A 25,502-nucleotide genomic window follows, 5' to 3' on the forward strand; every position below is an offset into this window, starting at 1 on the left:
TCCAAAGGCTCTGGGAAGCAGATCGTTCCGATCGTGTGCGGACGGCCGCGAGAGGGTGCCCAGGTGAGCACGCACCCGGGCCTGGGCAGTACGCTCCGCGGGTGGCGCCCCGTCACCTGACCTGAAAGAGCGTCACGTCACGCTGCCTTGTCGTGTGCCCACCCAGGCTCTGGGAAGCAGACATGACGCCCGAGCGGCGGCGCCAGGTCCTCGGCCGCCCTGAGGCGCCGGAGCGGCGGCGCTCCGGACCGAGCAGGTGTGTGGCGCCGAGATCGGGTGTGGATCTCCCGGCGGGGACGGCGCAACCTCCGGGAAGGGCCGCAGGAACAAGGCGGAGCAGCCGAGGGTTTCAGCCGGGCCGGCTCACCCCGGGTTCCGGGACAATCCTCAAGTGCGGCGGCGGGCGCGGCCGGTGGCCTTGCCGCCCGACCGCGCTGCCGCGCTGCCGGCCTTCCTCGCCGCAGGCTTCGCGGAGGACGCCTTCCTTGCCGCTGTCTTCTTGGCGGGGGAGGTCCTTCTCGCCGGAGCGGTCCTGTCCTTCGTCTTCGTACCCGAGCGCGGCTTGTCCGCACCGCCGGCGTGTCCGGCACCGCTGGACTTCGAGCGGCGTCGCTCGGGAGCCCGGTGCGGACTCCTGGTGGGTGCGTGTTCCTCCCCCTCGCCGTGCGGCTCCGTCTCGGTCCGGGCGACCCCGACGGCGTCCTCGGCGCCAGCGTTCACGGCACTGTCGCCGACGGCTTCCACACCCCCGCGGATCACTTCTCCGGCGTCTGCACCCTCCACCGCCGTACCCGCGCCCTCACCGACGGCCTCGGCTGCCGACCCGGCGCCGCGCCCGACATCGCTCACCGCCGTGCCGGCTCCCTCGCCCAGTTCTCCGACGGCCCGCCCGGTGCCGGACGCGATGTCCTCGACCGCCGTGCCGAGGTCGCGTGTCAACTGCTCCAGCACCTGGGGATTGCGGTCCACCGTGGTGAGGAGTCGGGTGACGATCACGGCGATGTTGTGGAGCCGCACCCTGAGCTGTGCCTGCACGTCCACGCCCTCGATGTCGAGTTTCACGTGTCCGAGCCGCACATCGGCGCCGACGTTCAGTTTGAGCAGGTCCAGTACCTCCGCCTGCAAGGAGACGTGGGCCTCGAGGTCGTCGACCTCCAGGTCGAGTTCGTCCACATGGAGAGCGGGAACATCGAGAAAGACGTCCGACGGTCCCCTGTCGGGGCTACGGTCCTGCGGGCCTCCGATCTCGTGGCCGTTCGAGCCGTTGGTCTCGCGATCGGCGCTTTCGGAGCTGGGCATGATGCGCACACATCCTCGATCGTTGTCCCTGGCGATCTCCCCGTTCAAGTGTCGACCGGGCGAAACCGAGACGCAATCTCCGAGGCGACGTGCGGCAGTCAGCTGGAAACAGCGGGTGCCGCACCCCGGATGCGCGCCTGAATGGGCATCCTGTTCGACGGAGAAATGCCTCGCGGTGCGGTCGAGATGCGGAATGCGCCGGCCGGCACGCGTCCTCGGTGGCGAAGAGCGCGGAGTTTCTGTCCCACCCCACAGGGTACGAGGCGGATGAACGTGATCGCGGCGCCGTCAGAGGCGCTGCGACGACGAAAAGAAGGAGACCCTCACATGCTCAAGGCAATCGCGGATGTCCTCCGTTCCATCGGTGGAGCCATCGCCACGGTGGTGACCCTTCCCTTCCGTGCCGTCGCCCGGCTCTTCGGCGGCGCCTCCGACACAGCGCACGGCCACCACTGAGGCGTCGTGCGGCGGAAACGGGCGTGCCGGTCCGCCCGATCGACGCGGAGCGGCCGAGGCTGCTCTCGGCCCGCTCCGGGTCGGGGTATGAAAGCGCCGATCCGGTGACGCCCCGGTATCGGAATTCCGAAGCGCGAGGAGTACTCCGCCTTCGGTAAAACATAGGACGTCGGTGCTGCGCGTCGGCCTGCCCGGCGGATATCGCCCGACTGGCATCCCGATTTCACGGCCTGACTTTTCTGGCCGCCTGGGGGCGTGGGAAAGGCCGCCCCCTATGCGATTGGCCCGCGGAGATCGACGCCACGCAGCATTACTTCCGCCTCAGGCGTATGCGGCTCCGAACAACCGCTTTCCCCCGGCTCCGACCCGCCCCCTCTGCGACAGATGGACGAAATTGCGCATAGGTATAGCGGCGTGCGATCAGATCGCCCCCAGCCCCCGGACACGTCCGGTGTCCGGCGCTCAGCCGCCGGGGAGGAAGTGGCAGAACGGGTGGCCGTGAGGGTCGCGCAGGACCCGCACGTCCCTCTGGGGCTGGTGTTCCTCGAGTGTGGCGCCCAGGGCGCAGGCCCGCTCGGTCTCGGCGTCGATGTCGTCGACCTGCAGGTCCAGATGCGCCTGCATCTGCTGAACGCCCGCGCGCTGGGGCCAGGCCGGGGGAGTGTGGTCCGCTTCGAGCTGGAAGCTCAGGCCGGGCCGCTCCTGTTCCGGAGCCCGCAGCCGGACCCATCCGGGCTCCCGGTCGACTTCCTGCCACCCCAGCAGGGCGCGGTAGAAGTCGGCCAAGGCGGGCGGATCGGGAGTCCCGAGTACGAAGGCGCCGAGGGTTGTCGTCATGGCCACACCCTGCCCCCGGACGCGGCCCTCACGCCCTTCGTACGCCGTCGGGCCCGCAGTGCTGCCCGGTCGGCCGCCGAAGCCGATCCTCCGGGGTGGGCGGGCATGATCGTCCGGTCCACCGGGCGAGTCAGCCCCGGACCAGCCGGGCCAGCGCCCATCGCGCCGGAGCCGCGTAGGCCGCCAGGGCGACAGCCGGGCCCTCGACGACGAGGCTCGTGGCCGAGCCTCCCGGCCGGCGGAACACCTGGTGACGCAGCCGCAGACGGACGGGGCCGAGCCGCACCCGCCACACCCACTCCCACCGTTCGTCGTCGACGGAATCGACGACGAACGCCGCCGTCACGCCGAACAGCGAGACGACCTCGCCCCGCATGCCCGGAGCCAGGCGCTCCCCGTCCGCGCGGACGGCTCTGATCTGTGGGGACCAGCTGGGCCAGCGTGCCGGCGTGACGTAGCGCAGCCATACGTCCTCCGCCTCGGCGCGCCCTGTGGCGCGCAGCGTCATGACGGCCATCGGTCGGCTGCCCCGCCCGTCAGACCTGGTCGTTGACGAACTCGTTGAGAGCTATGCCAGGCCGCAGGCTCGCGCCGCCGTCGGCGTGGTGGAAGCTGCCGAAGCCCATCAGGGTGACCGCTCCGCCCGTCCGGATCGCCTCGGCGATCGCACCCGCCTCGGCGACGGTTCCGAAGAGTGCGTCGATGACGCGGCCGATCCGCTCGGCCGACAGCTCGGCGTCGTCCGCCGTCCTGCGCGCGACCGCCTCGATGAGCCCGGACCTGTCCATACGGAGCACCTACTTCTCGACGTCGGGACCCGTGGCCGGCAGGAGCGTGAAGCGACATCGGCCGCCGGGTATTACACAACGTCACCATCGTGGCACTTTCTGTACCTGACCGCACCCGGCGGCGGGCCACGCCGGCGCCGCCCCTGACTACGCTGGGCGTGTGCACAGTGTGGAACTGCTGCCCGACACCTCGACGGAGAGCGCCGTCCGGGACGTGTGGGAGAGGCTGGCGCGTGCGGGGCTGCCCAGCCTCGCCGCCCATCGCCATCCGACGAACCGCCCGCACCTCACGCTGGCCACCGCCCACGCTCTTCCTCCGGAGGCTCGGGAGCGGCTGGGTGAGGCGCTGGCAGTCCTGCCCGTCCCGTTGCGCCTCGACGGCCTACAAAAGTTGAGGCCCGCGCCGCACGGGCCAGGTCACGTGTCCGGACATACGCACCCACTCCGACCGCACGTGCATGAGCCGACTGCGGCGGTGCGGCCCCTCAGGTGTCGCGGGTGGCGGCCATCCCCAGGGTGGCCAGCCCGAGCACCACCCAGAAGAACCAGAGCCAGCCGTTGCTCCCCAGCGCCACCGTGTACGCGGTCACAGCGACCAGCGTGGCGACAGTGAGTACTCCCATGGTCTTCGTGGATCCGGGCATGAGCGCACGCTCCTCACCGGCCGCACGGCCGTTGAAGCCATGGTCACCCCTGGAGTGCCCCCACCGCTACCGTCCGCGTGCCTGCAAAGACGCGAGATAGGCGTTGTACGCGTTCAGCTCCTGATCGCCGTCACGGTCGGCGGCACGGTCGGAGCGCTTGGCCGTCCGCTGCTCGGAGCGGTACCACTGGAAGACCAGCGCGATCAGCACCAGCACGGACGGGATCTCGCTGAACGCCCAGGCGATACCGCCCGCGACCGACTGGTCACTCAGGGCGTCGATGCCGAGGGAGGCCGGGGGGTTCTCGTAGACCTTCACCATCGGCTGGCTCGCCATCATGAGGGCGATGCCGAAGAAGGCGTGGAACGGCATGCCCGCGAAGAGCTCGAGCATCCGCATCACGTACCCGGGCCTGTGCGGCCCCGGGTCGACACCCATGATCGGCCAGAAGAACACCAGGCCGACGGCGAGGAAGTGCACCATCATCACGAGGTGGCCGGTCGTCGAGCCCATCAGGTAGTCGAACAGCGGGGTGAAGTAGAGCCCGTACAGGCTCGCGATGAAGAGCGGGATCGTGAACGCCGGGTGCGTGATGATCTTCATGTAACGGCTGTGCAGCAGCATCAGCAGCAGCTCGCGCGGGCCGGTGCGGCCCCGTCCGGCGACCGGCAGGGCCCGCAGCGCCAGCGTCACCGGAGCGCCCAGCAGCAGCAGGATCGGCGAGACCATGCTGATGACCATGTGCTGCACCATGTGCACGCTGAACATGACCATGCCGTAGTCGTTGAGGCCCGTGCACATCACGAGGGCGATCGACAGCACGCCGATGACGAAGAAGACGATCCGGTTCACCGGCCACCCGTCGCCGCGGACGCGCAGCCGCACGACCCCGTACCCGTACAGGGCGAGGGCGAGGACGCAGCCGATCAGGAAGACCGGGTCCGCCGAGAACGCGAGGCCCCGCCCCAGCGTGAACGGCGGCAGATCCATGTTCATGCCGTGCCCGCCGTGATCCATCTGTTCACTCCCGCTGGGGACGTCCCCGTTTCGTGCCGGTTGTCCGGACCAGACTAGAACCGCCCCCGGCCGCTGATGCGGCCGGGGGCGGTTCACGGTGCGTCGTGGCGCTCAGAGAACGACCTGTGCCTCGGCGTAGCGCTCGGCCGGGACCGTCTTCAGGGTCTCCACGGCCGCCGCCAGCGGAACCATCGTGATGTCCGTGCCGCGCAGCGCCGTCATCATGCCGAACTCACCGCGGTGGGCCGCCTCCACCGCGTGCCACCCGAACCGGGTGGCGAGGACGCGGTCGTACGCGGTCGGGGTGCCGCCGCGCTGGACGTGGCCCAGTATGACGGGGCGCGCCTCCTTGCCGAGGCGCTGCTCCAGCTCGCCGGAGAGCTGCGTGGCGACTCCCGCGAACCGTTCGTGGCCGTAGATGTCCTTGGTGCCCTGGTTGAAGTCCATGGAGCCCTCGCGGGGCTTCGCGCCCTCCGCCACCACGACGATCGCGAACTTCTTGCCGTCGGAGAAACGCCGGCCGACGAGTTCGGTCAGCTCCTCGATGTCGAACGGGCGCTCGGGGACGACGATCGCGTGCGCGCCCGCCGCCATTCCGGAGTGCAGGGCGATCCAGCCGGTGTGGCGGCCCATGACCTCGACGATCAGCACGCGCTGGTGCGACTCCGCCGTCGTCTTCAGACGGTCAAGGGCGTCGGTCGCGACCCCGACCGCCGTGTCGAAACCGAAGGTGACGTCGGTGGAGGCGATGTCGTTGTCGATGGTCTTCGGCACACCGACGATGGGCAGCCCCGCCTCGGAGAGCAGGTTGGCGGCCTTCAGGGTGCCCTCGCCGCCGATCGGGATGATCGCGTCCAGGCCGAGGTCCGCCACATGGCCCCTGGCCCGCTCCACGCCGTCACGCAGGTGTGCGGGCTGGACACGGGAGGAGCCGAGGATCGTGCCGCCGCGGGCGAGGATGCCGCCGACCGCGTCGAGGTCGAGCTTGCGGTAGTCGCACTCGAGGAGCCCCTTCCACCCGTCGTGGAAGCCGATGACCTCGTCGCCGTGGTCGACCACCGCACGGTGCACGACGGATCGGATGACTGCGTTGAGGCCGGGGCAGTCGCCGCCTGAGGTGAGCACACCAATTCGCATTGCCCGAGAAACCTTTGCAACGTGGGCCGACGCCGGACCACGTCGTCCGGTTGGATCCCCGCCACCCTACCGGCGCCGGGTGGCCGGACCGAACCCACTGTCCGACTGCTGGACGGCCGCCGGATGTACGAGGGCCGTTGGATGTGCCGGACCGGCCCGTGAACGGGCCGGTCCGGCGTGATGCGTCAGGCGGGCTGCGTCGCCGCCGAGATGCGTTCGGCGCGCAGCGCCTCGTACCACCGGTCGTCGCTCGGCGGCAGGGCGTTGACGTCCAGGGCCAGCTTCAGCAGGTGGTCCGCGATCAGCGGATTCCGTGCCAGAACCGGTCCGTGCATGTAGGTGCCGAACACGGTGTCGTTGTACGCGCCCTCCGTGCCGTCACCCGTGCCGTTGCCCCGGCCGAGCCGGACCCGGGCGAACGGGCGCGCCGACGGTCCGAGGTGGGTGACGCCCTGGTGGTTCTCGAAACCGGTCAGGGGCGGGAGCCCCAGATTCGGGTCGATGTCACCGAGTACGTCGCCGACGCATCGCGCGCCCTCGCCCCGGGTGGAGACGACGTCGAGCAGCCCGAGGCCGGGCTCGCGCTCGCCGAGGTCGTTGATGAACTCGTGGCCGAGGATCTGGTAGCCCGCGCAGACGGAGAAGATGATCGCGCCGTTCGACGCGGCCCTGCTCAGTCCGCCGTCGCGGCGCAACCGCTCCGCCGCCAGCCGCTGCGGCCGGTCCTCACCGCCCCCGATCAGGTAGATGTCGCCCGACGTCGGGATGGGCTGGTCGCTGCGCACGTCCACGCGCGACACGTCGAGGCCGCGCTGCCGTGCCCGGCGCTCCACGACCAGGGCGTTGCCCTGGTCGCCGTAGGTGCTGAGGAGGTCCGGGTAGACCCACACCAGCCGCAGGCTGTTGTTGCTCATGCTTCGTCCTCTCCGGGGGGAGCCCGCGCGGGGGTCAGTTGCCGACACGACGGCGCAGATCCTGGAAGGCGGTGTAGTTCGCGATGACCTCGATGCGGCCGGGCGGAGACATCTGGACGGCCTCGTCCAGGTTCTCGCAGACGCGGAAGTCGAGCCCGGCCACCTCGAGCCGGACCGCCAGGTCCAGCTTGCGGTCACCGAGCACGAAGATCGGGTGGCCGTAGAGCTGGGTGTAGTCGACGTCCCACAGCCAGGAGGTGTCCGTGCCGTCGGCGCCACGTGCGTTCACCGAGAGGATGACCGGCGTGGGCGGCGGGTCGATCAGGGAGAACGTCTCGAGCCAGCCCGCCGGGTTCTTCGCCAGCAGGAGCCGGAGCTCGCGGCCGAGGAAGGACACGACGTCGTAGCGGCCGGCCACCGCCTGCACCTGGTACATGCGCTCCAGCGCGACCTGCGGCGGGACACCGAAGACCGCGGCCACGGCGGCCGAGCTCGTGGCATTGGCCTTGTTGGCGCGGCCCGGCAGCTGGAGGTGGATCGGCCACGCGGAACCGTGGGGATCCAGGACGTAGTCGCCGTTGAGCGCCCAGCTGGGTGCGGGGCGCCGGAAGCCGCACTCACCGCAGAACCAGTCGTCGCCCGGGCGCTGCATCACACCGCCGCAGGACGGGCAGGACCAGGCATCGTCCTTCCATGCCTGCCCCGCCGCCACCCACACCACGTTGGGGGAGGAGGAAGCGGCCCAGACGATCAGCGGGTCGTCGGCGTTGGCCACGATCACGGCCTTGGAGCCCGACAGGCCCTCACGCCACTTCTCGGCCAGCATCCGGGTCTCCGCCGCGCGGTCCAGCTGGTCGCGGGAGAGGTTGAGCAGCGCGATCACCTTCGGGGTCGTGTCGCGCGCCACGCCGGCGAGGTACTTCTCGTCGACCTCGATCACGCCGTACCTGGCGTCCGAGCCGCCCGCCAGCGCGGAGGTGATCCCCGCCGGCATGTTGGCTCCGAGCGCGTTCGACACGACGGGCCCCGCGGCCGTCAGCGCCTCCGCGATCAGCCGGGTCGTGGTCGTCTTGCCGTTCGTCGCGGACACGAGGATCACGTCCAGGTGCTGCGCCAGCCGCCCGAGCAGGTCGGGGTCGAGCTTGAGCGCCACCCGGCCGCCGATCACCGATCCGCTGCCGCGCCCCGCGGCGCGCGACACCGCCGCCGCGGCCTTGCCCGCCGTCACGGCGAGCTTGGCCCGCGGCGACAACGGCTCCGTGTTGCCTGCCATCGTCCTAGGTCCTCCTTGCGTAAGTCCGCGCCCAGCCTATCGATGTCCGGTGCGGCGACCGCACCTCGGCACCATGCGGAACGTGGAGGTCACGTGGAACGTACGCTTCTCCCCATGCGAAACCGCCCGATCCCCGGCAGTTCCGGACGCGTTCGTGCCATGAGCCTGTTCGGCGCACCCGCGCTCCACAGCCCGTGCGACGACGTCACCGACTTCGGGCCGTCGCTCGCCCGGCTGGTGGAGGACATGTTCGCCACCATGTACGCCGCGAACGGTGTCGGGCTCGCCGCGAACCAGATCGGCGTCCCGCTCAAGGTGTTCGTCTACGACTGCCCGGACGACGACGAGGTCCGGCACCTCGGTCACCTCGTCAATCCGGTACTCGTCGAGGCGGACGGGATCACCGTACGCGGACCGGAGGGGTGTCTGTCGCTCCCGGGTCTCGAAGCGGGTACGCCGCGTTTCGACCACGCCGTGGTCGAGGGACGGAGCGTGACCGGGGAGCCGGTGCGGATCACCGGCACGGGCTGGTTCGCCCGCTGTCTGCAGCACGAGTGCGACCACCTCGACGGCCGCGTCTACACGGACCGGCTGTCCGGGTTCCGGCGCACCAGGGCGCTGCGGGCCGTACGGCGTGCTTCGTGGGGGCGTACGTCCACGGTCTGACCCGCGTCGGCGTGGGCGCCGGCTCAGAAGCCCTGGCCGCCCGGACGGTCCTCCGCCTCGGCCAGCCTGCCCCAGAGCAGATCGGCGAGGCTGCGCACCAGTTGCTCACGCGAGCAGGGGCGGTCGCCGAGCCACCAGTCCCCGGCCGCGTGCATCATGCCGACGATGCCATGGCCCCAGATGCGAGCCGTCTGTTCGCCCTCCGGTCCGAGGTCGACCCGTTCCATGATCACTTTTCCCAGCTCCTCGCCGAGGCGGCGCAGCAGCGGGGCGGAGTGGCGACCGACGTCGAAGCCCTGCTCGGGCGAGGGGGCCGCGTCGTCCGAGGGGTGCATCAGGAATCGGTAGACCTGCGGGCGCGCCTCGATCGCCGCCAGGTAGGTGTCCAGGGTCGCCTCGACGCGCTCGCGGCGGTCGGAGGGGGCGTCCAGGGCGGCCCTGAGGGCGCTGAGCAGGGCGTCGGTGTGGCGCTTGCCGAGGGCGCGGTACAGGCCACCCTTGTCGCCGAAGTGCCGGTAGAGGATGGGCTTCGTGATTCCGGCCTCGGCGGCGATGGCGTTCATCGACGCCTTGGGCCCGTCCCTGAGCACCACTCGGTCCGCCGCTTCCAGCAGTTCCCTGCGGCGCCGTTCCGCCGCTGTTCGCTGCCGTTCGGCTCCTCGTGCGGTCTCCATGTCGTCTCTCCCCGCCCCACCAGGCTGTCCTCGATCTCGTCACGCTCGGGCAACGTAACACCCCGCTCGGCCGTGCGTTGATCCGCCGCTGAGCGGTTGACAGAAGCTACTTGCTGGTAACAGACTAGTTGTTACCGCTAGTAACAGGTTGATCCGGAAGTGCTTGGAGGGAACATGGCCGAGTTCACGCTCGAGCTGAACGACGACCAGAAGCAGGTCCGTGACTGGCTGCACGGATTCGCCGCCGATGTGATCCGGCCGGCCGCTTCGGAGTGGGACGAGCGTGAGGAAACGCCGTGGCCCGTCATCCAGGAGGCGGCCAAGGTCGGCATCTACTCCCTCGACTTCTACGCACAGCAGTTCTTCGACCCGACAGGCCTCGGGATCCCCATGGCGATGGAGGAGTTGTTCTGGGGTGACGCCGGAATCGCCCTGTCGATCGTCGGTACGGGCCTGGCGGCCGTGGGCGTCCTCGCCAACGGCACCGAGGAGCAGATCGGCACCTGGATTCCGCAGATGTACGGTGACGCCGACGACGTGAAGGTCGCCGCCTTCTGCTCCTCCGAACCCGACGCCGGTTCGGACGTGGCCTCGATGCGCACCCGCGCGGTGTACGACGAGGCCAAGGACGAGTGGGTGCTCAACGGCACCAAGACCTGGGTGACCAACGGCGGCATCGCCAACATCCACGTCGTCGTCGCCGTCGTCGACCCCGAGCTGGGCTCGAAGGGCCACGCCTCCTTCGTCGTCCCGCCGGCCATCCCCGGCCTCTCGCAGGGCCAGAAGTTCAAGAAGCACGGCATCCGCGCCTCGCACACCGCCGAGGTCGTCCTGGAGGACGTACGGATCCCCGGCCACTGCCTGCTCGGCGGCAAGGAGAAGCTCGACGAGCGCCTCGCCCGTGCCCGCGAGCGCGTCAAGCCGGGCGGAGAGCCCCTCAAGAACGCGGCGATGGCCACCTTCGAGGCGTCCCGCCCGGCCGTCGGGGCCATGGCCGTCGGCACCGCCCGGGCCGCCTACGAGGTCGCCCTCGACTATGCGAGGACCCGGACCCAGTTCGGCCGCCCGATCATCGACAACCAGGGCATCGCCTTCCAGTTGGCCGACATGCGTACGCAGATCGACGCGGCGCGGCTGCTCGTATGGCGGGCCTCCTGGATGGCGAGCGCGGGAAAGCCGTTCACCGCGGCCGAGGGCTCGATGTCCAAGCTCTACGCGAGCGAGACGGCCAAGACGGTCACCGCGCAGGCCGTGCAGATCCTCGGCGGGAACGGCTTCACCCGTGAGTACCCGGTGGAGCGCATGCACCGGGACGCCGCGATCTACACCATCTTCGAGGGCACGAGCGAGATCCAGCGCCTCGTGATCGCCCGGACCCTGTCGGGGATGCCGATCCGCTAGGCCTCGCCCGGATCACGAACGCCCTTGGGCACCACGAGGGGCCGGACCGTCTCGGCGGCCCGGCCCCTCGTGCTGTCCAGCCCTTAGCGCGGCAGGTTCGCCTCGATGATCGCCACGACCTCGGGGGCCTCGGGCTCGGTGCGGGGGCGGATCCGGGCGACCGGCTCACCTGCCGGGGAGATCAGGAACTTCTCGAAGTTCCACTGGACGTCACCGGCCGCGCCCTCGGAATCGCCGAGCTTCGTCAGCTCCGTGTAGAGCGGGTGCCGGTTCTCGCCGTTGACGTCGACCTTCTCCAGCAGCGGGAAGCTGACCCCGTACGTCGTCGAGCAGAACGTCTGGATCTCCTCCGCCGTGCCCGGCTCCTGGCCCGCGAACTGGTTGCAGGGCACCCCGAGAACCGTGAACCCCCGGTCCCCGTAAGCCTTCTGGAGGTTCTCCAGGCCGGCGTACTGGGGAGTGAGCCCGCACTTGGAGGCGACGTTCACCAGGAGGACGGTCGAGCCCTTGTAGGCGCCCAGGGTCGTCGGCTCGCCGGTGAGTGTGCGGAGCGGGATGTCGTGCAGCGTCATGGGGTATCTCCTCGATAGCGTGGCGTCGTTCCCATTGTGCCGCCCTTCAGCCGGAGGCCTCGGGGTGGCCGAGGGCCCGGTAGTAGAAGGTGGTGTCCCTGAGCGTTCCGTAGGGGTCCGCCGCGTAGTCCGGGACCGAGCCGCACGGCGTCCATCCCTCGGAACGGTAGAGGCGTTCGGCGTCGCCTCCCGTCTCGGTGTCCAGGACCAGGAGGGTCAGCCCCGCCGCTGCGGCCCACTTCTCGACGGCGGCGAGCAGCGCCCGGCCGATGCCCCGGCCCCGCGCGGACGGCCTCACCACGAGCTTGGCGACCTCCGCGCGATGGCGGGCATTGGGCAGGGCCGTCCTGGCGAGGCTGATCGTGCCGACCACCTGCGTGTCGTCGTCCCGGGCGATCCAGACCTGCTGGCTGCCAGACTCCACGGCGGCGGCCCGCTCCCGCCACCAGGCGGCAGCGCTCTCCCGCTCCAGCGGTGCGAGGAATCCCACGGAGGCGCCGCCCTCCACGGCCTCGATCAGCAGGGCGGCGAGTTCATCGGCGTACGTGACCAGTTCGGGGCCGGACACGGGGACGATATCGATCATGGCGCGGGTCCTTTCACGTTCACGGCAGGACGATCATCAGGGCGTAGCGGACCGGATCCGGCCCCGGACAGCGGAAGTGGGAGGGGCCACGCAGCCGGAAGCGCAGGCAGTCACCCCGGCGCACGGTGTGCACGGCGCCTTCGACGGTGATCTCGACCGTGCCGTCGAGCACCCAGACGTGCTGCTCCACTCCTGGCACGGGGGCGTCCTCGTAGGCGATGGCGGCGCCTGCGGCGAGTGTCCCCTCGATGACCTCGGCGCGCAGAGCGGGATGCGGCGGGGAGACGGACCGGCGTACGAAGCCGGAGCGCTCGTCGGTCCAGACGGGTTGGCTCGCGGCCCGTACGAGTGGGGCCGGTTCCTCCTCCACCTCCGTCAGCAGGCGTGACATCGTCCGCCCGTACACCGTGCACAGCTGTCCCAGTAGGGACGTGGTCGGGCTCAGCTCGCCGCGCTCCAGGCGCGAGAGCGTGGAGCGGCTCACGCCCGCCCGGCCCGACAGCTCGTCGAGGGACCAGCCGCGTTCGGCACGCAGTGCGGCCAGCCGAGCCGCGAGCCGGGCGTCGACGGAGTCCCGCAGCTCCTTGTCTCTCATATTCAGGATCATATCTCTGTCCTGATACGGGAGTGGGTCGCCCGTGTGCTGATCGGGTGATGGCGTGTCAGTCTGAGTAAGAGAGACATAAGCCGCATATCGGTACGTCCGTGCCGAAAGCGGCCGTGGAACCTAGGAGGCCGACATGGCTGGAAGCATGAGTGGGACGCGAGCGGGTCACGACTCCGGCAGCGGGCGCAGGGTCGCCGCGACCGGCTGGACCGTGTTCGCCGCGGTGATGATGATCTTCGGCGGAGCGATGGCCATCCTGGAAGGGATCGCCGCGATCGCCAAGGACGACGTGTTCGTCTCGACCCGCAACTACGCGTTCCAGTTCAGCCTGACCGGCTGGGGCTGGGTGCACCTCATCCTGGGCATCGTCGTCGTGCTCGCCGGCTTCGCGCTGTTCACCGGAGCGTTCTGGGCCCGGGCCGTCGGCGTCCTGATCGCGGGCCTCCTGGTGGTCGCCAACTTCCTGTGGCTCCCGTACTACCCGTTCTGGTCGATCGTCCTCATCGCGATCAACATCTTCGTCATCTGGGCGCTGTGCTCGCCTTCGTCGAGGGACGCTCGAGTCTGAGCACCAGGACGTAGGACACCACCACGGAGACGATCACGAGCGGCATAACGGTGATGCCCTCGCGTCCCAGCAGCAGCGTGGCCAGCAGGACCGATGTCATCGGCAGGCGGAGCATCGCCACGCACATCGCGCCGATGCCCATCGCGAAACCCGAGGTGGCGTTCAGGCCGGGCAGATGCGACATGGCCAGCCCGCCAGCCGCGCCGAGGAACATCGACGGGAAGATGGGGCCGCCCCTGAAGCCACTCAGCGAAGCGGAGTAGGCGAGTGACTTGCAGACGAGCAGCACGAGAAGGGTGGCGACCGTGTAGGTGGCGTCCTCGGCGAGCAGGCCGCCGAGGTCGTCCTGGCCCGAGTAGAGCACCTCGGAGGCGTCCCTGCCCGTGCTCTCGGCGTACAGGAGGGCCAGCACGCCGATGGTCAGGCCCATCACCACGGTCGCGACGACCCGCCGCTGCGCGACCCGGTCCCTGAGTGACAGGGCGAGCCGTTTGATGCCTGTGCCCGCGAGGGCCGCCGCCACCCCGAGGGCCAGTGCCCAGCCGAACTCGGCGAATGTGGGCTGCGGGGTGTGCGGCACGTGAGGAAGTGTCAGGGAGTACGTCCCCAGACCTGTCCACGAGCCCAGGCCGATGAAGATGAGCGAACCGATGCCCGAGGCCAGCAGCCCCGGCACGAGGACGAGGCCGAGCGTCATCCCGGCGAGTCCTGACGCCTCCATCAGCAGGAACGCGCCCAGGAGCGGTGACCCCAGCAGTGCGCTGACGGCGGCGAAGCTCCCGGCCGCCGCCACCATCGCGCCCGCGCTCGGCTCGATGCCGGGCTTCAACAGGCGCGCCGCGTACGCGGCCAGTCCGCCGCCGAGGGCGATGAGGGGGGCCTCCGGACCGAGGACCACGCCGAGCCCGAGGGATGCCAGCGCGGCGAGCGCGATCCCCGGGAGCTGCGCGGCGGTCGGAGCCGCCGAATTGACGAATCCCTCTGCCGGCTCGTGCCCGCCCGTACCCGGGAGGTAGCGGACGGCCAGCCCGGTCAGCAGGCCCGACACGGCGAGCAGCGGCACCGGCCACCACGAAGGTGTGCCGTGGAAGCCCAGCGCGCGGGGGAGGTCGTCGTAGGTCAGTGAGCCGAGTTCGTGGACGAGGGAGAGGAACCCGAACGCCGCCGCGGAGAGGGGGACCCCGAGGAGCGCCACCATGACCAGCAGCACCGCGTATCCCCGGGTGCGGACCACCACGAGCGGATCCGGGGCCTCCGTGCCGTGTGCTGCGACCGGTTCGGCCGACATGGTCATGGTCTCCTCGGTGTCGGGTCCCGGCCGGGCGTGCCGCCCGGCGGGGGTCCACACGGTGATACCACGATGTCCGCTTTTGTCTGCGATGTACCCGCTGTCGGACGGCAGTGAATGCTGGTCCGTTACGTGTCACCCTCCGGGGCGGCCGGAAGAGTGCCGGCGGACACCGCGTCGACCAGCGCCCGGTGGTCCCGCTCGTTCTGGTCGGCGTACAGCTCGGCGAACGTCACCAGTGCCCGGTCGAACACGTCGCCGTGGCCGAGATAGGCCGCGATGGCGATGCGGTCGCCGGAACGTGCGTGCGCACGGGCCAGCGTCGAGCCGCACAGCTCTCCGAAGGCGGCCATACCGCGCGGCACCATCACTTCCGGCTCGGCGATGCCCTTCCAGTCCCGCAGTTGGCGCACGTAGAAGTCACGGCGCTTGCCGTCGAAGCCCTCCACCCTCTCCCAGCCGAGGAAGATGTCACCCGCGGCCTGCATCAGACGCTGGCCGGCCACCACCCGCTCGCCCTGGTTCCGGTAGGCGCTCGCCCCCGCGTGCGGCGCGAGCACGGAGGTGTCCGCCTCCTTCGCCTGGAGGAAGAGCGGGTCCCGGCCGTCCCTGCCCAGCAGCAGGATGATCCAGCACCGCGTCCCGACGCTGCCCACCCCCACTACCTTGCGGGCCAGGTCCACGGGCTCGAAGTCGGCGAGCAAGGCCCGCCGGTCCGAGGGCAGGCTGCGGCCGTAGCGCCGCAGGAGCTTGCGGAACTGCCCTTCCGTCGCACGGCGTTCCGCATCGGGCAGCAGATCGGCGACGGGCACGACCAGGGGCGGATCCGCGGCGATCCTGAGCCTCCCGCCGCTCACCTCGGTGAGCTTGCCGAACGCCTGCAGACTGTCCCGGGTGCGGGCCTTGGCCGTCGCCCTCGCCACCCGCTTGCGGCCCCTCGCGGCGAGCTTGTCCGTGGCCACCGCCCGCAGGCGGTCCACGTCGGTCTTCGTGTACCAGACATCGAGATTCCGCATCTCCGCGAACCTGATCATCGACTCCCTGTAGGAGCGCACGGTTGCCCGCACGATGCGGGCCCGTTCCTTGTCGGAGAAGCCGTTGGCACGGGCCGCGATGACGAGACTGGCCGCCAGCCGTTTGACGTCCCATTCCCAGGGCCCGGGCAGGGTCTCGTCGAAGTCGTTGATGTCGAAGAGCAGATTGCGTTCGGGGGAGGCGAGCAGCCGGAAGTTCAGCAGGTGGGCGTCACCGCAGAGCTGGGTCCTGATCCCGGAGGCCGGCGTCCCGGCGAGGTCGGAGGCCATGATCGCGGCGGCTCCCCGGTAGAAGCGGAACGGCGACTCCGTCATCCGGCTGTACCGGATCGGGACCAGTTCCCGCACCCTGGCCGCCGACTGGGCCTCCAGGAGGGCCAGTGGATCCGGCCGGCCCGCCGGTGGGTCGTACGTGCGATGGCTGGACCGGGGGGCCCGCTTGCGGGCGGCTCTGCCGAGCGCTGCCCGTTCCCCGGGGCTCGCGCCCGGCTCGGCACGGAGCGGTGAGGTGTGTTCCTGGGGCATGGCGGCCCTCCTGGCTGCTGGCGAGGCCTTGGGGGCGGCCCGCGCCCCTCCATCATCCCGGGTCGGCCCGCTTCCGGCCGCTCGGCGCGGTCCGGTACCCGCTCGGCCCCGCCAGGGACCGCGGGACAGCCCTCAGGTGCGGGGACCGCCGAGGATCCCGCCACGGCCCGCGCGCCGCCAGATCGCCCGCTGGCATCTGAGCGCACCCGCGCCCACCACGATGAGGACCGAGATGTTGACCAGCAGCTGCACCAGGGAACCCCACGCCTCTGACCAGCTCGCGAAGGCAGTCGAGACGCTGATGGCCGCGGCCGCCGGGATGGTCGTGACGGAGATGAACACCCCGAGCAGGGCGCTCGTGCGCGCCTCGGTGAGCGAGACGATGCCGACGACGCCGGCGAGCGCCGCCACTGCGAACGAGAAGAAGTTGGGGGTGTTGATGAGGTCCGAGACGGGACGCAGCCCCCGGTCGAACGCCTCGGACTGAAGACCGAAGGCGCGGATGAGCAGACTGAAGAGCAAGGTAATGGCGATCGTCAGCAGAAGCCCGGAGCCGAGCGCGGACAGCCCCTTTCGGACCATGGGCCGGTCCTTGCGGTCCATACCCAGCGCCACCGCGACGATGGCCCCGTACTCGGGTCCGACGACCATGGCGCCGACAATCAGGATCTGGGAGTTGGTCACGATGCCGACCGAGCCGATCAGGCCCGCGACGACCAGGTAGAAATAGAAGCTCGGAGGGTATCTCCCGCCGGACCGGATACGTGCCTCCACCTGCTCCCAGACCGGTGCCCCGACGAACACCCCGAGTCTGCGTGCCGCATCGTCCGTGGCCCTCCCCGGGAAGGCCATGTCGACGGACTCGAGGACGACGGAGCCGCGCCGGTCGACCTGGAGTTCCCGCAGGCCGCGCAGCACCTCGTCCGCAGCCCCCGTCAGCACGTCGAAGGCGACGGAGTCGCCGTCGGGCCCGCGGGCCGCACCCCGCAGGACGACCAGGTTCAGGACGTACGGATCACTGGAGAGGATCTCCTCCACCCGCTCGGTGAGATCCGGAGGACTGACGGCTCGGACGTGGATCATGTCCACGCGACACCTCCCTGAGGCCGGGGGAGCCGCCCGGGACGCCCTGTCGGACAGGTGTTGCGCGGGGTTCTGTCAGAGATTGGGCGGTCATGGAGCGATACCCTCCCACAGCCGTACACGGTCCGGTGGGTGCCCTGCGGACGGGTGCGCCGGTGTCGGCGCGGGTCGTCGGGCGGTACACCGCGCCGCTCCGAAGCCGATCACCCCGCTGTCCCGGGTCACGGAGTCCCGGCCGCTCGCGGAGGAACCGGGGCCGAAGCGTCACCGCTTCTCGCCGTGCCCCACCGGCTTGAGAGGATCATCCCGTGGAGTCCCCCGAGCCCTTTCCCGAGTTCCCCGAACCGCAGTCCGAGCCAGCGCCGGCCACCGGTCAACGCGTTGTGCGGTGCGCGCTGTGCGGACGCCCCCTCACCGGGGCGGAGTCCCGCCGTGCCGGGCTGGGACCCGCCTGCGACGCCAAACTGCATCCGGCGGGCCCGGACATCCGGACCCGCCGGCACGAGGTGGACCAGGACCCGCTGCCCGGCACCTGACCCGCTGCCCTCCCTACGCGCCGTCGAGGCGGCGGAAGAGGCCCTCCTGCACCACGGACACCAGCAACTGGCCCTGGCGGTCGTAGATCCGGCCCCTGGCCAGCCCCCGGCCACCCGTGGCGATCGGCGACTCCTGGTCGTACAGGAACCACTCGTCGGCCCGGAACGGCCGGTGGAACCACATGGCGTGGTCCAGCGACGCCATGTCGAAGCCGCGCGGCCCCCACAAAGGTTCGACCGGAATCCGTACCGCGTCCAGCAGCGTCATGTCGCTCGCGTACGTCAGCGCGCAGGTGTGCACGAGCGGATCGTCGCCCAGCGGGCCGACCGCGCGCATCCACACCGCGCTGCGCGGGTCCGCGCCCTTGATCTCCTCCTGCGTCCAGCGCAGCCGGTCCACGTAGCGGATGTCGAAGGGCTGGCGCCGCGCCATCCGTTCCAGGGCCTCCGGCAGCCCGCCCAGGTGCTCGCGCACCTCGTCGGCGACCGTCGGCAGGTCCTCGGGGTCCGGCACGGTGCGGGCGGGCGGCAGCTGGTGCTCGAAGCCCGCCTCCTCCGGACGGTGGAAGGACGCCGTCAGGTTGAAGATCGTCCGGCCCTGCTGCACGGCCGTGACGCGGCGCGTGGTGAAGGACCGGCCGTCCCGCACCCTCTCCACGTCGTACACGATCGGCACACCGGGGCGCCCCGGCCGCAGGAAGTACGCGTGCAGGGAGTGCACCGGACGGTCCCCGTCGGTGGTGCGGCCGGCGGCGACCAGAGCCTGGCCCGCGACCTGACCGCCGAAGACCCGTTGCAGGGACTCCTCCGGGCTGCGGCCGCGGAAGATGTTGACCTCGATCCGCTCCAGGTCGAGAAGCTCGACCAGGCTGTCGGCGGGGTTCGTCATGCGGTTGTTCTCCACTCTTCCGGCCGGTTCGCCGTCACAGCTGGCCCACGGCCGTGACCCGGACGACTGCCCGGCCCTCCTCGTCGGAGGCCGCGAGGTCGACCTCCGCACTGATACCCCAGTCGTGGTCCCCGGCCGGGTCCGCGAACGCCTGCCACACCCGCCACAGACCGTGCCCGGGGTCCTCGTCGATCTTCAGCAGCTTCGGTCCGCGTGCGTCCGGGCCGGTGCCCAGCTCCTCGTGCGCGTCCCAGTAGGCGTCCATCGCCTCGCCCCACGCGTCCTCGTCCCAGCCGGCGTCGGCATCCAGCTCGCCCAGGTCCCGGACCCTGTCCAGGGCCGCCAGCTCCACCCGGCGGAACATCGCGTTGCGCACCAGGACCCTGAAGGCACGGGCGTTGGCCGTGACCGGCTTGACCTCGTCGGCACGCTCCTGCGCCTGCTCCGCGGTCTCCACCTCCGGGTTGGCCAGCTGCTCCCACTCGTCCAGGAGGCTGGAGTCCACCTGGCGCACCATCTCGCCCAGCCAGGCGATCAGGTCCTCCAGGTCCTCGGACTTCAGGTCGTCGGGAATGGTGTGCTCGAGCGCCTTGTACGCGCTCGCCAGGTAGCGCAGCACGATTCCCTCGGTGCGGGCCAGCTCGTAGTTCGAGGTGAACTCGGTGAAGGTCATGGCCCGTTCGTACATGTCCCGGATCACCGACTTCGGCGACACGGGGTGGTCGCCGACCCACGGGTGGCTGGTGCGGTACACGTCGTAGGCGTGCCACAGCAGCTCGCTCAGGGGCTTGGGATACGTGACCTCCTGGAGCCGCTCCATGCGCTCCTCGTACTCGACGCCGTCCGCCTTCATCTGCCCGACCGCCTCGCCACGCGCCTTGTTCTGCTGGGCTGCGAGGATCTGCCGAGGGTCGTCGAGCGTCGACTCGACCACGGAGACCATGTCCAGGGCGTACGAGGGGGATTCGGCGTCCAGCAGGTCGAACGAGGCCAGAGCGAACGTCGACAGCGGCTGGTTGAGCGCGAAGTCCTGCTGCAGGTCGACGGTGAGCCGTACGATACGGCCCTCGGCGTCGGGTGTGTCGAGCCGCTCCACCACACCGCCGTCGAGAAGCGAGCGGTAGATCGCGATGGCCCTGCGGATGTGCCGCAGCTGGGCGCGGCGAGGCTCGTGGTTGTCCTCCAGCAGATGGCGCATCGCCGCGAAGGCGTTGCCCGGCCGGGCGATGACCGACAGGAGCATCGTGTGCGTGACCCGGAAGCGCGAGGTCAGCGGCTCCGGATCCGAGGTGATCAGCTTGTCGAAGGTGGTCTCCGACCAGGCGACGAAACCTTCGGGTGCCTTCTTGCGGACCACCTTGCGCTTCTTCTTGGGGTCGTCGCCCGCCTTCTTGACGGCCTTCTCGTTCTCGATGACGTGCTCGGGAGCCTGCGCGACGACGAAGCCAGCCGTGTCGAATCCCGCCCGGCCGGCACGGCCCGCGATCTGGTGGAACTCCCGCGCGCGCAGCGTACGGACCCGGGTGCCGTCGTACTTGGTGAGTGCCGTGAACAGCACCGTACGGATGGGGACGTTGACGCCGACGCCCAGTGTGTCCGTCCCGCAGATCACCTTCAGCAGGCCCGCCTGTGCCAGCTTCTCGACGAGGCGGCGGTACTTGGGGAGCATGCCCGCGTGGTGCACCCCGATCCCGTGGCGCACGTACCGCGACAGGTTCTGGCCGAACTTGGTGGTGAAGCGGAAGTTGCCGATCAGGTCGGCGATCTTCTCCTTCTCCTCCTTGGTGCACATGTTGATGCTCATCAGCGACTGGGCGCGCTCGACCGCCGCGGCCTGCGTGAAGTGCACGATGTAGACGGGCGACTGCCTGGTGTCGAGCAGCTCGGTGAGCGTCTCGGTGATCGGCGTCAGCCGGTACTCGTAGCTCAGCGGCACCGGCCGCGTCGCGGAACGCACCACCGACGTCGGGCGCCCGGTGCGGCGGGTCAGGTCCTTCTCGAACATCGAGACGTCGCCGAGGGTCGCCGACATCAGCACGAACTGTGCCTGCGGCAGTTCCAGCAGCGGGATCTGCCAGGCCCAGCCCCGGTCGGGCTCGGCGTAGAAGTGGAACTCGTCCATCACGACCTGGCCGATGTCGGCGTACTTGCCGTCACGCAGAGCGATCGAGGCGAGGACCTCGGCCGTGCAGCAGATCACCGGGGCGTCGGCGTTGACCGAGGCGTCGCCCGTGAGCATGCCGACGTTCTCCGTGCCGAAGAGCTTGCACAGGTCGAAGAACTTCTCCGAGACCAGCGCCTTGATCGGCGCGGTGTAGAAGGTGACCTTGTCCTGGGCCAGCGCGGTGAAGTGCGCGCCCGCGGCGACCAGGCTCTTCCCGGAGCCGGTGGGGGTGGAGAGGATCACGTTCGCCCCGGAGACCACCTCGATCAGCGCCTCCTCCTGAGCCGGGTAGAGGGTGATGCCCTGCGATTCGGTCCATGACGAGAAGGACTCGAAGAGGGCGTCCGGGTCGGCGGTCGGGGGGAGCTGATCGATAAGGGTCACGTCCCCATCTTGCCTGTCTCCGGCCCGGATGAGGGAACCGGAGGACCGGGCGAAGATCACGGACGATACGCTGCCCACTCAACTCGGCCGCCGCGCAAAGACGATGGCGGCCCGGCCGCGACACACGGCCGAACCACGATGGGGGCGGGAAAAAGCCATGATGGGACCGGCGCACTCACTGTCAGGGGCAGCGGCCTGGCTGGGGGTGGGTGCCGCGGCCGCAGCCACGGGTCACACGATGCCCTGGCCCGTGCTGGTCGTCGGAGCTCTGATCACCGCCGGTGCCGCACTCGCCCCGGACCTCGACCACAAGTCGGCCACCATCTCGCGCGCCTTCGGTCCCGTCTCCAAGGCGATATGCGAGATCGTCGACAAACTCTCGTACGCCGTCTACAAAGCGACGAAGGGACCGGGGGACCCGCGCAGGACCGGGGGCCACCGCACTCTCACCCACACCTGGCTGTGGGCGGTGCTGACCGGTGCCACCGCCTCGGCCGCCGCGGTCTTCGGCGGCCGGTGGGCCGTCCTGGCGATCCTCTTCGTCCACCTCGTCCTGGCCGTGGAAGGGCTCCTCTGGCGGGCGGCCAGGGTTTCCAGCGACGTCCTCGTGTGGCTGCTCGGCGCGACCAGCGCCTGGATCCTGGCCGGTGTCCTCGACGAAACGGGGAACGGCTCGGGCTGGCTCTTCGACGCCCCGGGCCAGGAGTACCTCTGGCTGGGGCTCCCGATCGTGCTCGGCGCCCTCGTTCACGACATCGGCGACGCGCTCACCGTTTCGGGCTGCCCGATCCTGTGGCCCATCCCGCTCGGCCGTAAGCGCTGGTACGCGCTCGGACCGCCGAAGTTCATGCGCTTCCGCGCCGGCAGCTGGGTGGAGATCAAGGTGCTGATGCCGGCGTTCATGATCCTCGGGGGAGTGGGCGCGGCGGCGGCCCTCAACGTCATCTGACGCGACGGGCGCTCCTGCCCGGGCTTCTGACGAAGGGGCGTCCCGTGACGGTGCTCGGAGCCGTTCCGGGGGCGGCGGGCGCGGCGGCGTAGCACCATGGCCGCATGCTGCTCGCCCGGCTCGCCCACGTGTCCCTGGAGGTCGCCGCGACGTCGGCCCGGACCAGGAAGACCGCGCTCCTGGCTGCCCTCTTCCGGGAAGCGGGACCCGACGACGTCCCGGTCGTCATCCCGTACCTCGCCGGCCGCCTCCCGCAGGGACGGCTCGGCATCGGCTGGAGCGCCCTGCGCGGCGACGTCACCCCCGCGGGCAGCCCCACGCTGACCGTGGCCGGGACGGACGCGGAGCTGACCGCGATCGGCGCTCTCAAGGGTCCGGGTTCGCAGAGCGCCCGCAAAGAACGTCTGACCCTGCTGTTCGGCGCCGCCACAGCGGAGGAACAGCGTTTCCTGCGGGCACTGCTCACGGGTGAGGTGCGTCAGGGGGCACTGGACGCCGCGGCGGCCGAGGCCCTCGCCGACGCCGCCGGGGCGCCGGCCCCCGAGGTGAGGCGCGCCGTGATGCTCGCCGGGTCGCTGGGAGACGTTGCCGGGGCGCTGCTCCAGGAGGGCCCCGGAGCCCTCGCGTCCTTCCGGCTCACCGTCGGCCGTCCGGTCCAGCCGATGCTCGCGCACACCGCACGCTCGGTCCTCGAGGCCGTCGACAAGCTCGGCCCCTGCGCGGTGGAGGAGAAGCTGGACGGCATCCGCGTGCAGGTGCACAGGGACGGTCCGAGCGTGCGGGCGTACACCCGCACGCTCGACGACATCACCGACCGGCTCCCCGAACTCGCGACGGCCGTGGCCGGATTCCCCGCCGGGCGGTTCATCCTCGACGGCGAGGTGATCGCACTCGGCGCCGACGGCAGGCCCCGGCCCTTCCAGGAGACCGCCGGCCGGGTGGGCTCCCGCCGCGACGTCGCCGACGCCGCGGACACCGTCCCCGTGGTCCCGGTCTTCTTCGACGTGCTGTCCGTCGACGGACGCGAGCTGCTGGACCTGCCCTTCGCAGACCGTCACCGGGAGCTGGCGGCCCTGGTGCCCGAACCGATGCGGGTACGGCGCTTCGTCGTAGAGGACACCGGGGAGGAGGGCCTGCGAGCCGCGGCGGTGGCGTTCTTCCATGACACCCTGGTCCGCGGGCACGAGGGCGTGGTGGTCAAGGGCACGGTGGCGCCCTACAGCGCGGGCCGGCGGGGCGCGTCCTGGCTGAAGGTGAAGCCCGTGCACACGCTGGACCTCGTCGTCCTGGCCGCCGAATGGGGGCACGGCAGGCGTACCGGGAAGCTCTCCAACCTCCACCTGGGGGCACGCCGCGAGGACGGTACCTTCGCCATGCTCGGCAAGACCTTCAAGGGACTCACCGACACCATGCTCGGCTGGCAGACCGAACGGCTCCAGGAACTGTCCACCGGCGACGACGGACATGTGGTGACCGTGCGCCCGGAGCTCGTCGTGGAGATCGCCTACGACGGACTCCAGAGCTCCACCCCTATCCGGCCGGCGTCACGCTGCGGTTCGCCCGTGTCCTGCGCTACCGCGAGGACAAGCGCGCCGACGAGGCGGACACGGTCGGGACGGTGCTCTCGCGCCGTACATGACGCCCTTCGCCGCGCGCGGTCGCGGCCCTCGCCCCGGCGGTCCGCCCCGTCAGGGCCGCAGACCCGGCGGTCAGCCCCGGGTGTGCACCCCGGCCGTGTGCGCCCGGAGCTCCTCCGGCGAGAGGTAGGCGTCGGTGTACTCGAAGTCGCGCAGCGTGGCCTGCTTGCGGGCCTGGAAGCCCGTACGCACGAAGTCGTCACCCGCGACGGCGTTGAGCAGCCAGTTCGTCATGACGCGGGTCTTGGCCACATTGGTCCGCAGCGCCGCCCAGTGGTACCCGCGGGCCGCCACCTGGGCGGGCAGGCCCTTCAGCTCGATGCCCAGCGGCTTGGACACCGCGTCCCGGCCGCCGAGGTCCACGACCAGACCGAGGTCCTTGTGGACGTACGGCTGGAGGGCGCTGCCGCGCAGGGAAGCGATGATGTTGTCCGCGAGTTTCCGGCCCTGGCGCATGGCGTGCTGCGCGGTGGGCGGGCAGATCGCATCGCCGCCCTTCGCCAGGTCGGGGACCGCGGCCGCGTCACCGAGCGCGAACACCCCGTCGGCGCCCGGCAGGGTCATCTCCGGAGTCACCGCGAGCCTGCCGCGTACCGTCTCGGCGCCGAGGGTGGAGATGAGCGGACTGGCCGCGACCCCGGCTGTCCAGATCAGCGTGCGGGAGGGCAGCACCCGGCCGTCCGTGAACGTCACCTTGTCCGGGCCCGCCTCGGCGACGGACACACCGAGCGAGACCTCGATGCCGCGCTTGCGCAGGATCTCCAGCGCACTCGTCCCGAGCTTGTCACCGAGCTCCGGCATGAGCTTCGGCGCGATGTCGATCAGGTGCCACCTGATCAGCTTCGGGTCGAGCCGGGGGTAGTGCTTGACGGCGTTGGTGGTGAGCAGCTGCAGGCACGCGGCCGTCTCCGTACCGGCGTAACCACCGCCGACCACCACGAACTGGAGCCTGGACGCCCGCTCCTCCTCGTCGTGGCTGGCGTCGGCCAGATCCAGCTGGGAGATGACGTGGTCACGGATGTATGCGGCCTCGGCCAGGGTCTTCATGCCCCGGGCGTTCTCGATGAGCCCCGGGATGTCGAACGTCCGGGTGACGCTTCCGGCCGCGAGCACGATGTAGTCGTACGGCTCGTTCACGATCTCGTCGGTGATCTTGCGGACCACGCAGACCTTGGCCTTGGTGTCCACTCCGATGGCCCCGCCGGGCACGATCCGGGTGCGGTGCCGCCTGCTGCGGCGCAGGGACACCGCGACCGACTGCGGGGTGAGCACCCCGGAGGCCACCTGTGGGAGCAGCGGCAGGTAGAGCTGGTACGAGAACGGGGTGACGAGCGCGATCTCCGCCTCGCCCGGGGCGAGGGTGCGTTCCAGCCTGCGCACGCACTCGACCCCGGCAAAGCCGGCGCCGACAACGAGAATCCTGGGTCGTGCCACGGTGTGCGTCCCTTCTCGGGTCTACGCGGTCATCGCTCGCCTGCCCCGTATCCGGGGCCAGTCACCCTCATCCTCACCGGACAGGGCGGAGTCCGCCTCCCGTGCGGCTCGGCGGTGCCGGTGGGGGCGCCCCCACCGGC

General features: G+C 70.6%; 25 protein-coding genes and 1 pseudogene. 7 read left to right on the plus strand and 19 right to left on the minus strand.

Annotation, left to right across the window (positions count from 1 at the left end):
• Window positions 1-387 precede the first annotated feature (387 nt).
• The gene (locus ACFU5K_RS07065) at window positions 388-1,299 is read right to left on the minus strand and encodes a hypothetical protein (protein WP_384057785.1); all 912 of its coding nucleotides are present in this window, start codon (window positions 1,297-1,299) and stop codon (window positions 388-390) included.
• A 327-nt stretch (window positions 1,300-1,626) separates the two neighbouring features.
• Here ACFU5K_RS07065 and ACFU5K_RS07070 point away from each other — a divergent pair, with 327 nt between their 5' ends.
• Window positions 1,627-1,755 carry an LPFR motif small protein gene (locus ACFU5K_RS07070; protein ID WP_267883626.1) on the plus strand — a complete coding sequence of 43 codons (129 nt, stop codon included), beginning with the start codon at window positions 1,627-1,629 and terminating at the stop codon, window positions 1,753-1,755.
• Window positions 1,756-2,217: 462 nt separating this feature from the next.
• Here the strand turns inward: ACFU5K_RS07070 and ACFU5K_RS07075 are convergent, their stop codons facing one another.
• From ACFU5K_RS07075 to ACFU5K_RS07110, 8 genes are all read right to left on the minus strand, one after another.
• Window positions 2,218-2,592 (minus strand): VOC family protein, encoded by a 375-nt coding sequence (locus tag ACFU5K_RS07075; protein ID WP_384057787.1) that lies wholly within the window; start codon window positions 2,590-2,592, stop codon window positions 2,218-2,220.
• 130 nt (window positions 2,593-2,722) lie between these two features.
• Entirely contained in the window at window positions 2,723-3,109 is a 387-nt protein-coding gene (locus ACFU5K_RS07080) for a polyketide cyclase/dehydrase (protein WP_384057789.1), read from the minus strand.
• A gap of 19 nt (window positions 3,110-3,128) precedes the next feature.
• Complete coding sequence (locus ACFU5K_RS07085) at window positions 3,129-3,380, minus strand: HU family DNA-binding protein (RefSeq protein WP_384057790.1); 252 nt, start codon at window positions 3,378-3,380, stop codon at window positions 3,129-3,131.
• A 485-nt stretch (window positions 3,381-3,865) separates the two neighbouring features.
• Window positions 3,866-4,024 (minus strand): hypothetical protein, encoded by a 159-nt coding sequence (locus ACFU5K_RS07090; RefSeq protein ID WP_384057792.1) that lies wholly within the window; start codon window positions 4,022-4,024, stop codon window positions 3,866-3,868.
• A gap of 66 nt (window positions 4,025-4,090) precedes the next feature.
• Window positions 4,091-5,041: a cytochrome c oxidase assembly protein gene (locus ACFU5K_RS07095; RefSeq protein WP_384057793.1), complete on the minus strand. Its 951-nt coding sequence runs from the start codon at window positions 5,039-5,041 to the stop codon at window positions 4,091-4,093.
• Between the two features lie 111 nt (window positions 5,042-5,152).
• A complete protein-coding gene (locus ACFU5K_RS07100) occupies window positions 5,153-6,178 on the minus strand; it encodes a 6-phosphofructokinase (protein ID WP_384057795.1) in 1,026 nt (341 codons plus the stop codon).
• A 185-nt stretch (window positions 6,179-6,363) separates the two neighbouring features.
• A complete protein-coding gene (locus tag ACFU5K_RS07105) occupies window positions 6,364-7,092 on the minus strand; it encodes a glutamine amidotransferase (RefSeq protein WP_329035151.1) in 729 nt (242 codons plus the stop codon).
• Between the two features lie 34 nt (window positions 7,093-7,126).
• The gene (locus ACFU5K_RS07110) at window positions 7,127-8,365 is read right to left on the minus strand and encodes a MurT ligase domain-containing protein (RefSeq protein WP_384057797.1); all 1,239 of its coding nucleotides are present in this window, start codon (window positions 8,363-8,365) and stop codon (window positions 7,127-7,129) included.
• 114 nt (window positions 8,366-8,479) lie between these two features.
• Between ACFU5K_RS07110 and def the strand changes: the two genes are divergently transcribed.
• Window positions 8,480-9,031, plus strand: a complete 552-nt coding sequence (gene def / locus ACFU5K_RS07115; protein WP_384057798.1) for a peptide deformylase — start codon at window positions 8,480-8,482, stop codon at window positions 9,029-9,031.
• A gap of 23 nt (window positions 9,032-9,054) precedes the next feature.
• Here def and ACFU5K_RS07120 read toward each other — a convergent pair whose 3' ends face one another.
• Window positions 9,055-9,705 carry a TetR family transcriptional regulator gene (locus ACFU5K_RS07120; RefSeq protein WP_384057799.1) on the minus strand — a complete coding sequence of 217 codons (651 nt, stop codon included), beginning with the start codon at window positions 9,703-9,705 and terminating at the stop codon, window positions 9,055-9,057.
• 174 nt (window positions 9,706-9,879) lie between these two features.
• On the opposite strand from ACFU5K_RS07120, the gene ACFU5K_RS07125 reads away from it, so the two are divergent.
• Complete coding sequence (locus ACFU5K_RS07125) at window positions 9,880-11,106, plus strand: acyl-CoA dehydrogenase family protein (RefSeq protein ID WP_384057801.1); 1,227 nt, start codon at window positions 9,880-9,882, stop codon at window positions 11,104-11,106.
• Between the two features lie 83 nt (window positions 11,107-11,189).
• On the opposite strand, the gene ACFU5K_RS07130 is transcribed toward ACFU5K_RS07125, so the two are convergent.
• Genes ACFU5K_RS07130 through ACFU5K_RS07140 form a run of 3 tightly spaced genes read right to left on the minus strand, consistent with a single transcriptional unit; the run spans window position 11,190 to window position 12,859 of the window.
• Window positions 11,190-11,678: a glutathione peroxidase gene (locus tag ACFU5K_RS07130; RefSeq protein WP_384057803.1), complete on the minus strand. Its 489-nt coding sequence runs from the start codon at window positions 11,676-11,678 to the stop codon at window positions 11,190-11,192.
• Between the two features lie 46 nt (window positions 11,679-11,724).
• Window positions 11,725-12,264, minus strand: a complete 540-nt coding sequence (locus ACFU5K_RS07135; protein WP_384057804.1) for a GNAT family N-acetyltransferase — start codon at window positions 12,262-12,264, stop codon at window positions 11,725-11,727.
• Window positions 12,265-12,283: 19 nt separating this feature from the next.
• Entirely contained in the window at window positions 12,284-12,859 is a 576-nt protein-coding gene (locus tag ACFU5K_RS07140; protein WP_384057806.1) for a helix-turn-helix domain-containing protein, read from the minus strand.
• 145 nt (window positions 12,860-13,004) lie between these two features.
• Here ACFU5K_RS07140 and ACFU5K_RS07145 point away from each other — a divergent pair, with 145 nt between their 5' ends.
• Window positions 13,005-13,439 (plus strand): hypothetical protein, encoded by a 435-nt coding sequence (locus ACFU5K_RS07145; protein ID WP_384057807.1) that lies wholly within the window; start codon window positions 13,005-13,007, stop codon window positions 13,437-13,439.
• On the opposite strand, the gene ACFU5K_RS07150 is transcribed toward ACFU5K_RS07145, so the two are convergent.
• The 3 genes from ACFU5K_RS07150 to ACFU5K_RS07160 all read right to left on the minus strand — a co-directional run bounded on the left by ACFU5K_RS07150 (window position 13,393) and on the right by ACFU5K_RS07160 (window position 17,375).
• On the minus strand, window positions 13,393-14,727 hold the full coding sequence (locus ACFU5K_RS07150) for a chloride channel protein (protein ID WP_384057809.1): 1,335 nt from the start codon (window positions 14,725-14,727) through the stop codon (window positions 13,393-13,395). The two genes, ACFU5K_RS07145 and ACFU5K_RS07150, sit on opposite strands and share 47 nt — an antisense overlap.
• Window positions 14,728-14,855: 128 nt before the next feature.
• Window positions 14,856-16,286, minus strand: a complete 1,431-nt coding sequence (locus ACFU5K_RS07155; protein ID WP_384057811.1) for a DUF2252 domain-containing protein — start codon at window positions 16,284-16,286, stop codon at window positions 14,856-14,858.
• 132 nt (window positions 16,287-16,418) lie between these two features.
• Window positions 16,419-17,375, minus strand: a complete 957-nt coding sequence (locus tag ACFU5K_RS07160; RefSeq protein ID WP_384057813.1) for a DUF389 domain-containing protein — start codon at window positions 17,373-17,375, stop codon at window positions 16,419-16,421.
• A gap of 302 nt (window positions 17,376-17,677) precedes the next feature.
• Between ACFU5K_RS07160 and ACFU5K_RS07165 the strand changes: the two genes are divergently transcribed.
• Entirely contained in the window at window positions 17,678-17,905 is a 228-nt protein-coding gene (locus tag ACFU5K_RS07165; protein WP_384057815.1) for a DUF6011 domain-containing protein, read from the plus strand.
• 13 nt (window positions 17,906-17,918) lie between these two features.
• Here the strand turns inward: ACFU5K_RS07165 and ACFU5K_RS07170 are convergent, their stop codons facing one another.
• Both ACFU5K_RS07170 and ACFU5K_RS07175 read right to left on the minus strand, forming a co-directional pair.
• The gene (locus ACFU5K_RS07170) at window positions 17,919-18,794 is read right to left on the minus strand and encodes an acyl-CoA thioesterase (protein ID WP_384057817.1); all 876 of its coding nucleotides are present in this window, start codon (window positions 18,792-18,794) and stop codon (window positions 17,919-17,921) included.
• 34 nt (window positions 18,795-18,828) lie between these two features.
• Complete coding sequence (locus ACFU5K_RS07175) at window positions 18,829-21,342, minus strand: DEAD/DEAH box helicase (protein WP_384057818.1); 2,514 nt, start codon at window positions 21,340-21,342, stop codon at window positions 18,829-18,831.
• A 157-nt stretch (window positions 21,343-21,499) separates the two neighbouring features.
• On the opposite strand from ACFU5K_RS07175, the gene ACFU5K_RS07180 reads away from it, so the two are divergent.
• Together ACFU5K_RS07180 and ACFU5K_RS07185 are read left to right on the plus strand one after the other, a co-directional pair.
• Window positions 21,500-22,291 carry a metal-dependent hydrolase gene (locus ACFU5K_RS07180; protein ID WP_384057819.1) on the plus strand — a complete coding sequence of 264 codons (792 nt, stop codon included), beginning with the start codon at window positions 21,500-21,502 and terminating at the stop codon, window positions 22,289-22,291.
• Window positions 22,292-22,395: 104 nt separating this feature from the next.
• Window positions 22,396-23,930: pseudogene (locus ACFU5K_RS07185) on the plus strand (ATP-dependent DNA ligase).
• A 70-nt stretch (window positions 23,931-24,000) separates the two neighbouring features.
• On the opposite strand, the gene ACFU5K_RS07190 reads toward ACFU5K_RS07185, so the two are convergent.
• On the minus strand, window positions 24,001-25,362 hold the full coding sequence (locus tag ACFU5K_RS07190; protein ID WP_384057820.1) for an NAD(P)/FAD-dependent oxidoreductase: 1,362 nt from the start codon (window positions 25,360-25,362) through the stop codon (window positions 24,001-24,003).
• Window positions 25,363-25,502: the final 140 nt, after the last annotated feature.

The organism is Streptomyces sp. NPDC057428 (genome assembly GCF_042803195.1).
In the GTDB taxonomy this organism is placed as follows: domain Bacteria; phylum Actinomycetota; class Actinomycetes; order Streptomycetales; family Streptomycetaceae; genus Streptomyces.

Excerpts from the sequence above, each read along its gene's own strand:
- ACFU5K_RS07065 (WP_384057785.1), bottom strand. The coding sequence starts at position 1,299 with ATGCCCAGCTCCGAAAGCGCCGATCGCGAGACCAACGGCTCGAACGGC.
- ACFU5K_RS07070 (WP_267883626.1), top strand. The coding sequence starts at position 1,627 with ATGCTCAAGGCAATCGCGGATGTCCTCCGTTCCATCGGTGGAGCCATC.
- ACFU5K_RS07075 (WP_384057787.1), bottom strand. The coding sequence starts at position 2,592 with ATGACGACAACCCTCGGCGCCTTCGTACTCGGGACTCCCGATCCGCCC.
- ACFU5K_RS07080 (WP_384057789.1), bottom strand. The coding sequence starts at position 3,109 with ATGGCCGTCATGACGCTGCGCGCCACAGGGCGCGCCGAGGCGGAGGAC.
- ACFU5K_RS07085 (WP_384057790.1), bottom strand. The coding sequence starts at position 3,380 with ATGGACAGGTCCGGGCTCATCGAGGCGGTCGCGCGCAGGACGGCGGAC.
- ACFU5K_RS07090 (WP_384057792.1), bottom strand. The coding sequence starts at position 4,024 with ATGCCCGGATCCACGAAGACCATGGGAGTACTCACTGTCGCCACGCTG.
- ACFU5K_RS07095 (WP_384057793.1), bottom strand. The coding sequence starts at position 5,041 with ATGGATCACGGCGGGCACGGCATGAACATGGATCTGCCGCCGTTCACG.
- ACFU5K_RS07100 (WP_384057795.1), bottom strand. The coding sequence starts at position 6,178 with ATGCGAATTGGTGTGCTCACCTCAGGCGGCGACTGCCCCGGCCTCAAC.
- ACFU5K_RS07105 (WP_329035151.1), bottom strand. The coding sequence starts at position 7,092 with ATGAGCAACAACAGCCTGCGGCTGGTGTGGGTCTACCCGGACCTCCTC.
- ACFU5K_RS07110 (WP_384057797.1), bottom strand. The coding sequence starts at position 8,365 with ATGGCAGGCAACACGGAGCCGTTGTCGCCGCGGGCCAAGCTCGCCGTG.
- def (WP_384057798.1), top strand. The coding sequence starts at position 8,480 with ATGCGAAACCGCCCGATCCCCGGCAGTTCCGGACGCGTTCGTGCCATG.
- ACFU5K_RS07120 (WP_384057799.1), bottom strand. The coding sequence starts at position 9,705 with ATGGAGACCGCACGAGGAGCCGAACGGCAGCGAACAGCGGCGGAACGG.
- ACFU5K_RS07125 (WP_384057801.1), top strand. The coding sequence starts at position 9,880 with ATGGCCGAGTTCACGCTCGAGCTGAACGACGACCAGAAGCAGGTCCGT.
- ACFU5K_RS07130 (WP_384057803.1), bottom strand. The coding sequence starts at position 11,678 with ATGACGCTGCACGACATCCCGCTCCGCACACTCACCGGCGAGCCGACG.
- ACFU5K_RS07135 (WP_384057804.1), bottom strand. The coding sequence starts at position 12,264 with ATGATCGATATCGTCCCCGTGTCCGGCCCCGAACTGGTCACGTACGCC.
- ACFU5K_RS07140 (WP_384057806.1), bottom strand. The coding sequence starts at position 12,859 with ATGAGAGACAAGGAGCTGCGGGACTCCGTCGACGCCCGGCTCGCGGCT.
- ACFU5K_RS07145 (WP_384057807.1), top strand. The coding sequence starts at position 13,005 with ATGGCTGGAAGCATGAGTGGGACGCGAGCGGGTCACGACTCCGGCAGC.
- ACFU5K_RS07150 (WP_384057809.1), bottom strand. The coding sequence starts at position 14,727 with ATGTCGGCCGAACCGGTCGCAGCACACGGCACGGAGGCCCCGGATCCG.
- ACFU5K_RS07155 (WP_384057811.1), bottom strand. The coding sequence starts at position 16,286 with ATGCCCCAGGAACACACCTCACCGCTCCGTGCCGAGCCGGGCGCGAGC.
- ACFU5K_RS07170 (WP_384057817.1), bottom strand. The coding sequence starts at position 18,794 with ATGACGAACCCCGCCGACAGCCTGGTCGAGCTTCTCGACCTGGAGCGG.
- ACFU5K_RS07180 (WP_384057819.1), top strand. The coding sequence starts at position 21,500 with ATGATGGGACCGGCGCACTCACTGTCAGGGGCAGCGGCCTGGCTGGGG.